This window comes from Achromobacter sp. T5-5 (genome assembly GCF_055397965.1).
In genome coordinates this window covers 1167129-1181331 of the sequence record NZ_AP027919.1, presented here as the reverse complement: position 1 = coordinate 1181331, position 14203 = coordinate 1167129, and the positions used below count along the sequence as shown (strand labels likewise).

Sequence of the window (14203 nt, the reverse complement as noted above, 5' to 3'; positions counted from 1 at the left end):
CATGACCAGCAACACACCCACCCGCCTGCCCTACGAGGGCGTGCGCGTCATCGAATTCACCCACATGGTGATGGGGCCGACCTGCGGCATGATCCTGGGCGACCTGGGTGCCGAAGTGATCAAGGTGGAACCCCCTGGCGGCGACAGCACGCGGCGGCTGCTCGGTTCCGGCGCAGGCTTCTTCCCCATGTTCAACCGGAACAAGAAGAGCATCGTCCTGGACCTCAAGCGCGCCGAAGGCCGCGAGGCGGCCAGGCGCCTGATCGCGTCGGCCGACATCGTCAGCGAAAACTTCAAGCCTGGCGTCATGGCCAAGCTCGGCCTGGACTACGCCTCGTTGCGGCACCAGCATCCCCGCCTCATCTACGTCAGCCACAAAGGCTTCCTGCCCGGCCCCTACGAACAGCGCACCGCCCTGGACGAAGTGGTGCAGATGATGGGCGGCCTGGCCTACATGACGGGACGCGCCGGCGATCCCCTGCGCGCTGGTTCCAGCGTCAACGACATCATGGGCGGCATGTTCGGCGCCATCGGCGCGATGGCCGCGCTGGCCCGGCGCGAAAGCACCGGCGCGGGCGGCGAGGTGCAGGCGTCGCTCTTCGAGAACAACGTCTTCCTGGTCGGCCAGCACATGATGCAGTACGCGATGACGGGCCGCGCCCCTGCCCCCATGCCCAGCCGCATTTCCGCGTGGGCGGTCTACGACGTCTTCACCGTGAAGAACGGAGAGCAGATCTTCCTGGCCGTGGTGAGCGACAAGCAGTGGACGATCTATTGCGACGCCCTGGGCCTGTCGGATCTGCACGGCGATCCGCGCCTGCAAACCAACAATGACCGCGTACAGGCGCGCGACTGGCTCATGCCGATCCTGCGCAGCCGCATGGCCGAATACAGCGCCGCATCGCTGGCCGAAGTGTTCGAACGCGAGGGGCTGCCCTATGCCCCCATCACGAAGCCTGAAGACCTGTTCGACGATCCCCATCTGGCGAGCACCGGCGGCCTGGCGCCGATCTCGCTGGGCGACGGGCGCACGTCCAAAGTACCGCTGGCGCCCTTCACGCTCGATGGAGAGCAGCCCGGCATCCGGCTCCAGCCCCCCGCGGCCGGACAACACACCGACGCGCTGCTGATGGGCGTCGGCTACAGCGAACAAGAGATAGAGGCCCTGAAAGCCCAACACATAGCCCAAGGAGACTGACCCATGTTCACCCTCACCCGCCGCGCATTCGTCGGCGCCGCGCTGTGCGCGGCGGCCTTGCCCCTGCGCGCCGCCAATGCCTATCCCAATGGTCGCCCGGTGCGGCTCATCGTTCCCTACACGCCCGGTGGCGGCACCGACACGGTCGCGCGCGCCATCGCCGCCAAGACCACTTCGGTGGCAGGCTGGTCGGTCGTGGTCGAAAACCGTCCCGGCGCCAGCGGCAATATCGGCCTGGATCTGGTCGCCAAGTCCAAGCCGGACGGCCTGACGCTGGCCCTGGGCCAGACCGCGAACCTGGCCATCAACCCCGCGCTGATGCCGAACGTGCCCTTCGACCCCGCCAAGGATTTTTCGCCCGTGGTCCTGGTGGCCTCGCTGCCGGTCATGCTGGTCGTCAAGGCGGATGCGCGGTGGAAGACGCTGGCCGACCTGGTGCGCGATGCCAAGGCTGCGCCCGGCGAGCTCAAGCAGGCCCTGGCGGGCTCGGGAACCGTGGGCCATATGGCAGGCGAACTGCTTGCCTACCAGGCCGGTTTCAAGGTGCTCAATGTGCCGTATCGCGGGGCGGCGCCCGCTCTGAACGATCTGCTTGGCGGCAACACCGACTACATGTTCGCCACGCCCCAGGCCGCGCAGGAAATGCTCAAGGGCAAACTGCTGCGCCCGCTGGCCGTCACCGCGCCGTCGCGCCTGCCGATCCTGCCCGACGTGCCGACGGTGGCCGAGTCCGGCTATGACGGCTTCGCCGCCGTGGACTGGAAGGCGGTGGTCGCGCCCGCGGGCACGCCCCCCGCCGTGATCGCCAGCATCAATGCCGCGCTGGTCAAGGTGCTGGCGGACCCGGCCACCGTGGCGATGTTCACGGCCGAAGGCAGCACGACGCTCGGCGGCGCGCCCGATGCGGCCGTGCGCTATATCCAGGAAGAACAGCAGAAATGGGCGCGGCTGATTCGCGAGGCCGGCATCCAGACGGCCACCTGAGCCGCCGGTTCGGCGGCGACGACCTCAACGAAAACGAAAACGACAACAACAACGACAACGACCACGGAGACACATCCATGCATGCAATGCAAAACCGGCGCGGCAGCCGCGCGCTCCAACTGCTCGCCCGCCTGGCCTTGGCGGCCAGCGCCGCGGCGCCCCTATGCGCCACCGCAGCCGACTGGCCAACAAAGCCGGTCCGACTGGTGGTGCCCTATTCCCCCGGCGGAACGACCGACTACGCGGGACGCCAGGTCGCGCAGCGGCTGTCCGAACTGACCGGCAAGACATTCATCGTCGACAACAAGACGGGCGCATCCGGCACGATCGGCACCCTGGATGTGGCGCGTTCGCCGGCCGACGGCAGCACCTTCCTGGTGACCGACACGACCTACACCATGCTGCCGTTGCTGTTCGCCAAGCTGCCCTGGGATCACCGCAGCGACCTGGTGCACGTGGCGGAGATCATCGAAACGCCGCTGGTGCTGATCGTGCCGGCGACGTCGCCCTTCAAGACCCTGGATGCGCTGATCCGCCACGCCCGGGCCAACCCGGGCAAGCTCAACTTTGGCTCGGGCGGACAGGCCAGTTCCACCCACCTGGCCGCCGAGGTCTTCAAGAACGACGCCAAGGTCACACTCACCCATATCCCCTACCGGGGCGCGGGCGCGGCATTGGCGGACGTCATGGCTGGGCAGATCGACGTGCTGATCACGGCCGCTCCCACCGCCATTCCCCCCGTGCAGGGCGGACGCGTGCGCGCGCTGGCGGTCAGCGGCGAAAGCCGCCTGGACGCCCTGCCAGAGGTGCCCACATTCGCGCAGGCCGGCCTGCCGTCCTACCAGGTGCTGAACTGGTTCGGGTTGGCTGCGCCGAAAGGCACGCCCGATGCCATCGTGCAGGAAATGAACCGGCTGGTGGACCAGGTCATGAACGACCCCGCCATGCGCAATCAGATGAACGCACAGGGCGCGCGCCATCGCGACATGACTGCCGCGCAGTTCGGCGAGTACGTTAACCAGCAAGTCACGCTCTGGGCCGACGTGGGCAAGCGCGTGAACATCAAGCCCGAGTGACGCCATGTGGAACATGAGCTTCACTCCGCCCGCCATCATCGAGGCCACCGAGCTTTCGCGCCTGCCGGACACGCTGCGCCTGCCCAGGGCGAGCGCCTGGGCAGCGGCGAACAAGCCCGGCCACGTCGTCGACAGCTTCCTGGAAGGCCCCGTGTTCGACGCGCTAGGTCGGATATACGTGACCGACATACCGCACGGCCGCATCCTCTGCCTGGACGGCGGCGGCGACTGGCACGTGGTCGCGCATACCGGCGGCTGGCCCAACGGCCTGGCGCGGCACACCGACGGCAGCCTCTGGATCGCGGACTACCGCCTGGGCATCCTGCGGTGCGAACCGGACAGCGGCAGGATCGATACGGTGCTTGGCCACCGCAACAGCGAGTCGTTCAAGGGCGTGAACGATCTCGTGTTCGACAAGGCCGGCCGCCTGTACTTCACCGACCAGGGGCAGACCGGACTGCACGATCCCAGCGGCCGCGTCTACCGCTACGATTGCGCCAACGGCCGCCTTGACCTGCTGGTCGCCAACGCCCCCAGCCCCAATGGCATCGCCCTGGACGAGCAGGCCGGCGTTCTTTACGTGGCGGTGACACGCGCCAACCAGGTGTGGCGCGCGCCTTTGCTCGGCGACGGATCCCTCAGCAAAATGGGCGCCTTCCAGACCTTCTTTGGCAGCAGCGGCCCGGACGGACTGGCGCTGGCTCCGCGAGGCGGCCTGCTGGTTGCGCATGCCAGCCTGGGCGGCGCCTTCCTGCTGGACGCGCGCGGGAACATTACGCATTTCCTGCGCAGCCCCGGCGGTCAGACGGTCACCAACATCGCGGTCACGCCCGACGCAAGCGCCGTCTTGATGACCGAATCCGCCTCGGGCACGCTGCTGCAGGCGCAATTGCCGCAACCATGATGCGGCGGCATTCGCCCGCCGCATCGTGATCGTGAGTCGCAGTTGTCCGCCTCCAGGTTCAGCCAGCAGACAGCCGCAAGCGCAAGACGTTCGCTACACTCACGGGATCCCACGCCCTGGCCCCGTGCCGGTCCCGCGCCCCTTTGCTGGCGGCGACCGGCGGGCGGCCGAACCTGCTTGTTTCCCCCCATGCCGCAACCCGATTCGTTCAATCTGAAGCAGATCGCCGTGCCGGCGTTCGGCCCGTCGCTGCTCTATGGCATCAGCAATGGCGCCATCCTGCCCGTGATCGCGCTCACCGCGCGTGACCAAGGGGCGTCGGTGGCGGCTGCCGGCCTGATCGCCGCCCTCATCGGAATCGGCTCGCTGCTCTCCAACATTCCCTCCGCGCTGATCACCGAGCGCTTTGGCGAAAAGCACGCCATGGCCGGCGCGGCGCTGTTGAGCGTGGCTGGCCTGTTGCTCGTGATCGGCGTGCCCAATCTCTGGGTGCTGGCCCTGGCCATGCTGATGCAGGGGTGCGCGCAGTCGGTGTTCCAGTTGGCCCGCCAGAGCTACATGATCGAGGTCGTACCGATAGCGTACCGGGCGCGCGCCCTGTCCACGCTTGGCGGCACGACGCGGATCGGGACCTTCATCGGCCCCTTCGCGGGCGCGGCGCTGATCCATTTCATCGGGCTCGACGGCGCTTATTGGATTGCCGTCTGCGCCATGCTCGGCGCGGGTTTCATCGCCATCAAGGCGCCCGACATCGAGCCTGTGCACGGCAAGTCCGCGGGCGCGCCGCGCGCCCGCATCGGCGAGGTCGCGCGCGACCACCGCAGCGTGTACGCCACGCTGGGCGTGGGGGTGATGCTGATCAGCGCGCTGCGCGCATCGCGCCAGGTGGTGATCCCGCTGTGGGCCGACCATCTGGGCCTGGACGCCACCACCACTTCGCTGGTCTACGGGCTGGTCGCCGCGGTCGACATGTCGGTGTTCTATCCGGCGGGCAAGGTGATGGACCAGCGCGGCCGCCTGTGGGTGGCGCTGCCGTGCACGCTGCTGATGGGATTGAGCCTGATGGCGATCCCGCTGACCGGTGGCGTCACGAGCTTCATCCTGGTGTCGGTGCTGCTGGGTTTCGGCAATGGGATCGGATCGGGCATCGTCATGACGCTGGGCGCCGACGCCGCCCCGCCGGGCGCGCGCACGCAGTTCCTCGGCATCTGGCGCTTCATGTCCGATCTCGGAGCGAGCGGCGGGCCGGTGGCGTTGTCGGTGCTGACCGCGCTGCTGTCGCTGGGCGGTGCGTCGTTCGGCGTCGGCACGCTGGGCCTGGTGGCGGCCGGCGTGTTCTGGCGCTGGCTGCCGCGCCGCGCGCAGGCTTGAGCTTTCGGCTCGCAACGGGGCCGCGTCAGCCCACGCCCAGCAGCCTTTCCGTCTCGCGCGCAAGCGCGACCAGACGCGGTCCGATGTCGGCGGCGCGCTCCCGATAAGGCCCGTCCTGCGTCGGCACGCCGCAATTGAACACGTACAACAGGGACTGATAGGGCCGCCCCAACGGCGCGGCAAACCCGTAGGCGTCCGGACGCCACTCCAGGTTGTTGCCGCAATAGCCCTTGCGTTCCAGGTCGCGGCGCGCAGCCGCCAGATTGGGAAAGTGGGCCTCGTAATGCCGGGGGTCGGCCACCCGCAACTGGTTCAGCACGGCGGCCCGCTCATCGTCCGGCGCCCGCGCCAGCCATGCCTTGCCGGCGGCGCTGGACAGCATCGGCAGCGAAGCGCCGATGTCGGGGCGCGTCTGCAGGGCCTCATTGGAGCGGGCGGTCTCCACGTACACCATCTGCAGGCGGTCCCTCACCACCAGCGACACGGCGCCGCGCGCATGGTCGGCAAGCTGCTTCATCAACGGCCGCGCCAGTTGCCGGATCTGCATGCTGGCAAGCAAGGGATAACTCAACGCCAGCACCGACGCCCCCAGCCGGTAACGCGCCGGCTCGCCTTCGCGCTGTAGAAAGCCCAATTCCACCAGCGTGTGCGTCAGGCGCGCCACGGCGCTGCGCGACAGACCGGTCTGCTGCGCGAAATCCTTGTTGGCCAGCACCGGCCGGTCGGCACGAAAGCACGCCAGGATATCGATACCGTGCGCCAGCGTGCTGGTGAACTCGCGGTCCTGGTCACCCTTCATTCTGGCGCTCCCCCATTTTTTCCACCCGCGCCACCAGCGTCAGCAGGCGGGGCGCGATGCGGCCGCGCAGGTCGCCCGGCCGCAGCCGCGTCACGGGCACACCGCAATTGAACACCAGCGCCTGGCCATCGACCCGTGTCCGCATCGGCACCGCGACCGCATGCACGTCCGAATGCCAATCGCCCTGCCCCACGCAATATCCGTGCTCGGCGTAGTCGCGCCGCGCCTGCTCCAGGTCCGGCGCATGGCGCCGCCAGACGGCGGGGTCCTGCCGCCGCAGCGCGGCCAGCACGGGCTCGGCCTCGTCTGCCGGCGCCTGCGCCAGCCACGCGCGCCCCATCGCCGACGGCAGCAGCGGCAGCAAGGCCCCGATATCCGGGCGAAACGACACGGCGTCGTGCCCACGGCAGGTTTCCACGTACACCATGTGCAGGCCGTGATGCATGCCCAGCGAAGCCGAGCCGCCCGCCGCGTCCGCCAGCCGCTTCATCAACGGGCGCGCCAATTGGCGGATTTTGATGCTGGCCAACAGCGGATAGCTCAGCGACAGCACCGCCGTTCCCAGACGATAGCGTCGCAAACCTGCGTCATAGCGCAAGAGGCCCCGTTGCATCAGCGTGGTGGTCAGGCGCGAAATCGTCGCTTTGGACAGGCCCGTGCGGTCCGCCAGTTCGCGGTTGCTGAGCGCCGGTTCGCCATGCCGGAACGCCTGCAGCACCGACAGGCCATGCGCCAGCGTGGTGGCGAAGGCGGGGTCGGCATGGCGTTCGCCTGGGCGGGTGGTCATGGTCGCGGTCCTGATTCCGGCCTGCGCGGAATGCGCTGGCCGTTCCTGCGGATCATAGAGCAGCGGCGGCCGGACCGAATTCAGGGACGTTCAAGATATCGAAACAGTTGTCTCGCATTTGGCGGCGTTTTGCTAGCCTGGATTCAACACGGCGCGACACGCATCGGCGCCCACGATAAAACGGAGACAACCATGATCAGGGACTCTGACGGCTTCCCCCAATTCCTCGAATCGCTGCGCCGCTACGTGCGCGAACAACTGGCGCCGCGCGAGGCCGAGGTTGCCCGCCTGGACGAGGTGCCGCAGGACCTGGTCGCCAGCATGGCCGCGCAGGGCCTGTTCGGATACTCCATCCCCGAGCAATACGGCGGCGCGGGTATGACCACCGAAGAACTGATCCTGGCCGCCATGGAACTGTCCCAATGCTCTGTGGCGTTCCGCGCTCGCGTCGGCACCAACACCGGCATCGGCTCCGAGGCGCTGGTGGCCGACGGCACCGAAGCGCAGAAAGCCCGCTACCTGCCGCGGCTGGCATCCGGCGAACTCACCGGCTGCTTCGCGCTGACCGAGCCGCAAGCGGGCTCCGATGCCACGGCGCTACGGACCACCGCCGTGCGCGACGGCGACCACTACGTGCTGAACGGCGAAAAGTGCTTCATCACCAATGCGCCGCTGGCGGGCCTGTTCACCGTCATGGCGCGCACCGATCCGCAGGCGCCCGGCGCCAAGGGCATCACCGCCTTCATCGTGGAGCGCGGCACGCCGGGCCTGTCCACCGGCCAGCCCTACGACAAGATGGGCCAGGCCGGCTCGCCCGTGTCCGCCGTGCACTTCCAGGATTGCCGCGTGCCGGCCGCCAACATCATCGGCGGCCAGGAAGGCATGGGCTTCAAGACCGCGATGAAGGTGCTGAACAAGCAGCGCATCCATCTGGCCGCGCTGTGCATCGGCCCGGCCATCCGCATGCTGGACGACACGCTGCGCTTCGTGGCCGAGCGCCAGCAATTCGGCAAGCCGCTGATGGATTTCCAGCTCATCCAGGCCATGCTGGCCGATTGCCAGACCGAGATCCAGGCCGCCCGCGCGCTGGTGCTGCAGACCGCCCGGGAACGCGACGCGGGCGTGGACGTGACGCTGAACGCCTCGATCTGCAAGTACTTCGCGTCGGAGATGTGCGGCCGCGTGGCCGACCGCTGCGTGCAGATGCATGGCGGCTATGGCTACATCGCCGATCACGGCATCGAGCGCTTCTACCGCGACGTGCGCCTGTTCCGGCTGTACGAAGGCACCAGCCAGATCCATCAACTGACCATCGCCCGCCACACGCTGACCCAGGCGGGTTACACGCCCGGCCGCTAAGGCCTGCACAGGGACCGCGGCCGCAAGAAGCCGCCGGCCCGCCCTACCAAAGGAGACTTCCATCATGCTGAACAAGCACCTGCCGAAATGGATCGGCGCCATCGCCGCGGCCTTTACCTGCGCGGCGCTGCCGCCCCAGGCCGCCGCGGCCTACCCCGACAAGCCCGTGAGGCTGATCGTGCCGTTCGCTCCGGGCGGCTCGACCGACATCCTGGGCCGCCTGCTGGCCGAGGCCCTGCATCCCATCCTGGGCCAGCCGGTCATCGTCGAGAACAAGCCCGGCGCGGGCGGCAACATTGGCGGCGACTACGTGGCGCGCGCCGCGCCCGATGGCTATACGCTGCTGCTGGCGGCGGCCGGCCCCACCGTCATCAACCCCAGCCTGTACGCCAACATGCCGTTCGATCCGGCCAAGGACCTGGCGCCCATCACCTGCCTGGAACGCGAACACAACCTGATGGTGGTGACCAAATCCATGCCGGTGAAGACGCTGGAGGAATTCCTGCAATACGCGCGCGCCAACCCCGGCAAGCTGTCGTTCGGCTCGCCGGGCAACGGCTCGCCCGCGCAACTGGCGGGCGAACTGCTCAAGCAGCGGACCGGCATCCAGGCCGAGCACGTGCCCTACAAGGGCAGCGGCCCCGCGATCACCGACCTGGTGGCCGGCCACATCGATTTCATGATCGACAACATGCCGGCCCTGCTGCCGCAGGTCAAGGCGGGCGGCCTGCGCGCGCTGGCCGTGCCCAGCGACCAGCGCGCCACCGCCGCGCCCGACATCCCCACCTTCGACGAAGCCGGCCAGAAGGGCTTTGTGGTGATGGCCTGGAAAGGCCTGATGGCGCCCGCGGGCACCGACCCGGCGGTGATCGAGCGCCTGCACGCGGCCGTGGTCAAGGCGCTGCAGGACCCGCAGCTGCGCGCCCGCTTCCAGGAACTGGGCGCCGAACCGCTGGCCAGCACGCCCGCCGAGTTCGCCAAGCAGATCGCGGACGAGACCGCCTGGTGGGGCAAGCTGGTGAAGTCCACCGGCACCCGCGTCCAATAGGCCCGCGCAGGAAGACCGCCATGCAACCCAACCTTCACACGCTGTGCGCGCGCGTGCGCCAGTTCGTCGACGACGTGGCGATACCGGCGGAATCCCCCGCCATCGCCCGCGACGTGGCCGCGCTGGACCGCTGCGTCGCCCGGCTGCGCGTCCAGGCGCGCGAGGCAGGCCTGTACGCGCCCCAGTTGCCCAAGGAATGGGGCGGACTGGGCCTGGGCTGGCGCGACCTGGCCCAGGTGCTGGAAGAGGCCGGCCGCGGCTTCCTGGGTCCGGCCGCGTTGAACTGCGCCGCGCCCGACCAGCCCAACATGCTGACGCTGCTGCGCCTGGGCAACGCCGCCCAGCAGGAACGCTTTCTTGCGCCGCTGGTGCGCGGCGAGCAGCGGGCCTGCTTCGCCATGACCGAGCCCGCCCCCGGCGCCGGCTCCGACCCGTCCATGCTGCGCACCCGCGCGCAGCGGCGCGGCGCGCGCTGGGTGCTGAACGGGCACAAGCAGTTCATCAGCGGCGGCGTGGGCGCGGATTTTGCGCTGGTGCTGGCCCGCACCGACGACGGCGCCACGCTGTTCCTGGTGCCGGCCGACACGCCGGGCTACCAGGTGGTGCGCGACATCGGCATGGTCACGGGCTACCAGATCGGCGGCCATGCCGAGATCCTGCTGCAGGACTGCGAAGTCGGCGACGAGGCCGTGCTGGGCGAGCCCGGCCGTGGCCTGGCCCATGCGCAGTTGCGGCTGGAGCCGGCGCGGCTGTCCCATTGCATGCGCTACATCGGCCGCGCGCGGCGCGCGCTGGAAACCGCGCAGGCCTATGTGCTACGGCGTGAATCGTTCGGCGCGCGTCTGGCGGACCTGCAGCAGATCCAGGCCATGGTCGCGGATTCCCACATCGACCTGCACGCCAGCCGCCTCATGACGCTCGACTGCGCCGGCCGCATGGACGAGGGCCTGCCGGTGAAGCAGCACAGCGCCATGACCAAGGTCTTCGTGTCCGAAGCCGTGAACCGCGTGGCCGACCGCGCCGTGCAGATGATGGGCGCGTCGGGCCTGTCAGAGGACACGCCCGTGTCCATGATCTGGCAGGAGATGCGCCCTTTCCGCATCTACGACGGCGCCAACGAACTGCACCGCGCCACCCTGGCGCGCCGGCTCCTGGCGCAAGCCTGAGCCTCAGGAGAGACAACGATGGAACACCCTGAATTCCAGGCCTACCGCCTGCACGCAGGCGCGCCGGGCGAAGCGCCGCAAGGCCGCTACGACACCCTGACCGTGGACCAGCTTTCCGCGGGCGACACGCTCATCAAGGTGGCTTATGCGGGGCTGAACTACAAGGACGCGCTGGCCCAGGCCGGACGCGGCGGCATCATCCGCGAGTATCCCCGCATCGGCGGCATCGACCTGTCGGGCACCGTGGTGCATTCGGCCGACCCGGCGCTCGCGCCCGGCCAGGAGGTCGTGGTGCACGGCTTCGGCATCGGCGTGGAGTGCGACGGCGGCTACGCCGAATATGCGCGGGTGCGGCACGACTGGGTGCTGCCCCTGCCCGCTGGCATCGGGCTGCGCGACGCCGCCGTGCTGGGCGCGGCCGGCTACACCGCCGCGCTGTCGCTACACTGGATGGAACACTGCGGACTGACGCCGGACCACGGCGAGGTGCTGGTCACCGGCGCCACCGGCGGCGTCGCCGGCGTCGCCATCGACATCCTGAGCCAGCGCGGCTACCGCGTCTGCGCCATGTCCGGCAAACCGGACGCGGCGGACTATCTACGATCCTTGGGCGCGCAGGAGGTGATCGCCCCGCCCGATCCGTCGGCCCCGATCAAGCCGCTCATGAGCGCGCGCTGGGCCGGCGTGATCGACTCCGTGGGCGGCCCGCTGCTGGCCCACGCGCTGGCCAGCCTGAAGCCCGACGGCGTGGCCGCCGCCTTCGGCAATGCGGGCGGCGCGGACCTGCCCACTTCCGTCATTCCCTTCATCCTGCGCGGCGTCAAGCTGCTGGGCATCAACGCCAACAGCCCCATGCCATTGCGGCGCCAGGTGTGGAACAAGCTTGCCGCCGAATACCGCCCCGCGCATCTGGACCTGATCGCGCGCGTCATCGCCCCCCGTGAACTGCCGCAGGCGCTGACCGCCCTGCTCGAACGCGGCAGCACCGGCCGCGGCGTCGTGCGCTACTCCTGATTTCCGATACCCATGACCCACGCTCCCCACTCCTCGCTCTCCCGCCTCTTCGATCCACAAAGCATCGCCATCGTCGGCGCCTCGGCCACGCCGGGCAAGATCGGCGCCATGCCCATCAGCCTGCTGCTGCAGCACGGCTACGGCGGCCGCATCATCCCCGTGAATCCGCGCGCGGACACCATCGCCGGCCTACCGGCCCTGCCCGGCCTGGACGCGCTCGACGCGGACGTGGACCTGGCCATCCTGGCCGTGCCCGCCGCCCATGCCGCGCAGGCGCTCGAACGCGCCCGGCCCGGCCAGGTGGGCGCGGCCGTGGTGTTCACCTCCGGCTTTTCCGAGACGGGCGCGCAAGGCGCGGCCGAACAGGACCGGCTCTGCGCCATCGCGCGCGAACGCGGCATCCGGCTGCTGGGGCCGAATTGCCTGGGCTTCATGAATGTGCGGCGCAACGTCTACGCGACGTTCTCGCCCGCCCCCGCCAACGGCGCCGTCGCCCCCGGCGGCATCGGCATGGTCTCGCAGAGCGGCGCGTTCGGCGCCTACGCGTACAGCATGGCGCGCGAGCGCGGCCTGGGCCTGTCGCACTGGATCAGCACCGGCAACGAGGCCGACATCGACGTGGCCGACTGCATCGAATGGCTGACCCGCGACACCGACACCCGCGTCATCATGGCCTACATGGAAGGCTGCCGCGACGGCGCCAAGCTGCGCCGCGCCCTGGCCGCGGCCCGCGCCGCCGGCAAGCCCGTCGTCATCACCAAGATCGGCCGCACCCAGGCCGGCGCGCAGGCCGCCGCCTCGCACACGGCGGCCCTGGCCGGCGACGACGCCGTGTACGACGCGCTGTTCCGCCAGTACGGCGCCCTGCGCGCGCGCACCATCGAGGAGTTCTTCAACCTGGGCTATGCGCTGGACACCTGGAAGCGCCCGCCGCAAGGCCGCCGGCTGGGGATCTTCACCATCTCCGGCGGCGTGGGCGCGCTGATGGCCGACGAAGCCGCCGACACCGGGCTGGCGCTGCCCGAACCCGCCGCCGACGCGCAGGCCCGGCTGCTGCAGCGCGTGCCCTTCGCCAGCGGCCGCAATCCCGTCGACGTCACCGGCCAGGCCGTGTCCGAACCGGGATTGCTGCTGGCCACCGCCGACGACATGCTGGCGGACGGCCGCTACGACGCCCTGGCCGTGTTCCTGGCGGCCGCCGGCTCGTCGGAAGCCCTGTGGCCCACCTTCGAAGCCTTCGCCCGGCAGATGCAGGCGCGCCATCCGGACGTGCCGCTGGCGATCAGCGCGCTGTTTCCGCCCGCGCGGCGGCGCGAACTGGAACAGCTTGGCTGCCTGGTGTTCCCCGACCCCAGCGCCGCCGTTCGCACGATCGGCGCGGTGGCCGGCCTGGCCGCCCAGGCCGGCCGCGACGGGATCGACGACGCGCCCGCACCCACACCCGCCTCCGCGCCCGCCGACGCACCGCCCCTGCAGGCCGCCTATAACGAAGTCCAGGCCATGGCGCTTCTGCGACAGGCCGGCTTGCCCGCCTCCCCCTGCACCCTGGCAAGCGACGCCGACGCGGCCGTGCGCGCCGTCGCCGGCCTGCAGGCCGCCGGCAACGACATGCCCGTGGTGCTCAAGGTGGTATCGCCCGACATCACGCACAAGAGCGACGTGGGCGGCGTCAAGCTCAACCTCCGCGGCGAGGACGCCGTGCGGCGCGCCTACGCCGACATCATGGCCAGCGTGCGCCAGCACCGGCCCGACGCCCGCATCGACGGCGTGCTGGTCGCCCCCATGGCGCCCAAAGGCGTGGAATGCATCGCGGGCGTGCATGGCGACCCGGTATTCGGACCGGTCGTGATGTTCGGGCTGGGCGGCGTCTTCGTCGAAGTCCTCAAGGACGTGAGCTTCCGCCTGGCCCCCTTCGGCCGCGACGACGCCCTGGCGATGATCCGCGAGATCAAGGGCTACGCCCTGCTGCAAGGCGCGCGCGGCGCGCCTGCGTGCGACATCGACGCGCTGGCCGACGCGCTGGCCGCCCTGTCGCGGTTCGCCCATGCGCGCAGGGCGGACTTCCGCTCGGTGGAGATCAACCCCTTGCTGGCGCTGCCCGAGGGCCAGGGCGTGGTCGCCCTGGATGCGGTGGTGATCCGCGAAGGGGAGCAGGGGTGACAGAAAAGAAGGTGCAACGCCCTGCGCGCAGACCCCTCGCGCTCCCTCAGAAGCGATGCTTAATCGTCAGCATGGCGTTACGCGGATCGCCATAGAAGCCGCCCAGGCGGATCGAGCAGTACTTCTTGTCCAACAGGTTGTTGACACTTAGCGTGGCTGAAACGTAGCAGTCGAAGTCCCTTCAACCAAGCGGTCCATGGTGCCTCCCAGTGATATGGAGCAGACATCCTATCCCGGCACGCGGGCCGCGTCATTCCATCGGGGCCATTGGCTATTGCCCACGGCCACGCGCCGTTCCGGGTTCGTCAGGAACGCGGAACGGCGCGCACCGTAAACG

General features: G+C 69.6%; 12 protein-coding genes. 10 read left to right on the top strand and 2 right to left on the bottom strand.

Annotated elements, in window-relative coordinates; genetic code table 11:
• Nucleotide 1: 1 nt before the first annotated feature.
• The 5 genes from ACZ50Q_RS05300 (at nucleotide 2) to ACZ50Q_RS05280 (ending at nucleotide 5533) form a co-directional block, all read left to right on the top strand.
• Complete coding sequence (locus ACZ50Q_RS05300) at nucleotides 2–1198, top strand: CaiB/BaiF CoA transferase family protein (RefSeq protein ID WP_464080799.1); 1197 nt, start codon at nucleotides 2–4, stop codon at nucleotides 1196–1198.
• 3 nt (nucleotides 1199–1201) lie between these two features.
• Nucleotides 1202–2182: a Bug family tripartite tricarboxylate transporter substrate binding protein gene (locus tag ACZ50Q_RS05295; RefSeq protein ID WP_464080798.1), complete on the top strand. Its 981-nt coding sequence runs from the start codon at nucleotides 1202–1204 to the stop codon at nucleotides 2180–2182.
• Between the two features lie 77 nt (nucleotides 2183–2259).
• Nucleotides 2260–3258, top strand: coding sequence for a Bug family tripartite tricarboxylate transporter substrate binding protein (locus ACZ50Q_RS05290; protein WP_464080797.1), 999 nt, complete (start codon nucleotides 2260–2262; stop codon nucleotides 3256–3258).
• Between the two features lie 4 nt (nucleotides 3259–3262).
• Entirely contained in the window at nucleotides 3263–4162 is a 900-nt protein-coding gene (locus ACZ50Q_RS05285; RefSeq protein ID WP_464080796.1) for an SMP-30/gluconolactonase/LRE family protein, read from the top strand.
• A 189-nt stretch (nucleotides 4163–4351) separates the two neighbouring features.
• Nucleotides 4352–5533, top strand: a complete 1182-nt coding sequence (locus ACZ50Q_RS05280; RefSeq protein WP_464080795.1) for an MFS transporter — start codon at nucleotides 4352–4354, stop codon at nucleotides 5531–5533.
• Between the two features lie 25 nt (nucleotides 5534–5558).
• Here the strand turns inward: ACZ50Q_RS05280 and ACZ50Q_RS05275 are convergent, their stop codons facing one another.
• Both ACZ50Q_RS05275 and ACZ50Q_RS05270 read right to left on the bottom strand, forming a co-directional pair.
• The gene (locus tag ACZ50Q_RS05275) at nucleotides 5559–6332 is read right to left on the bottom strand and encodes an IclR family transcriptional regulator (RefSeq protein ID WP_464080794.1); all 774 of its coding nucleotides are present in this window, start codon (nucleotides 6330–6332) and stop codon (nucleotides 5559–5561) included.
• Complete coding sequence (locus ACZ50Q_RS05270) at nucleotides 6322–7119, bottom strand: IclR family transcriptional regulator (RefSeq protein WP_464080793.1); 798 nt, start codon at nucleotides 7117–7119, stop codon at nucleotides 6322–6324. Before ACZ50Q_RS05270 ends, ACZ50Q_RS05275 begins: the two co-directional genes overlap by 11 nt.
• A 192-nt stretch (nucleotides 7120–7311) precedes the next feature.
• On the opposite strand from ACZ50Q_RS05270, the gene ACZ50Q_RS05265 reads away from it, so the two are divergent.
• The 5 genes from ACZ50Q_RS05265 (at nucleotide 7312) to ACZ50Q_RS05245 (ending at nucleotide 13866) form a co-directional block, all read left to right on the top strand.
• Nucleotides 7312–8478 (top strand): acyl-CoA dehydrogenase family protein, encoded by a 1167-nt coding sequence (locus ACZ50Q_RS05265; protein WP_464080792.1) that lies wholly within the window; start codon nucleotides 7312–7314, stop codon nucleotides 8476–8478.
• A 64-nt stretch (nucleotides 8479–8542) separates the two neighbouring features.
• Nucleotides 8543–9526 carry a Bug family tripartite tricarboxylate transporter substrate binding protein gene (locus ACZ50Q_RS05260; protein ID WP_092580543.1) on the top strand — a complete coding sequence of 328 codons (984 nt, stop codon included), beginning with the start codon at nucleotides 8543–8545 and terminating at the stop codon, nucleotides 9524–9526.
• A gap of 20 nt (nucleotides 9527–9546) precedes the next feature.
• Nucleotides 9547–10692 carry an acyl-CoA dehydrogenase family protein gene (locus tag ACZ50Q_RS05255; protein WP_464080791.1) on the top strand — a complete coding sequence of 382 codons (1146 nt, stop codon included), beginning with the start codon at nucleotides 9547–9549 and terminating at the stop codon, nucleotides 10690–10692.
• An 18-nt stretch (nucleotides 10693–10710) separates the two neighbouring features.
• Nucleotides 10711–11706, top strand: coding sequence for an acrylyl-CoA reductase family protein (locus tag ACZ50Q_RS05250; protein WP_464080790.1), 996 nt, complete (start codon nucleotides 10711–10713; stop codon nucleotides 11704–11706).
• Nucleotides 11707–11718: 12 nt separating this feature from the next.
• Nucleotides 11719–13866 (top strand): acetate--CoA ligase family protein, encoded by a 2148-nt coding sequence (locus ACZ50Q_RS05245; protein ID WP_464080789.1) that lies wholly within the window; start codon nucleotides 11719–11721, stop codon nucleotides 13864–13866.
• The last annotated feature ends 337 nt before the right edge of the window (nucleotides 13867–14203 follow it).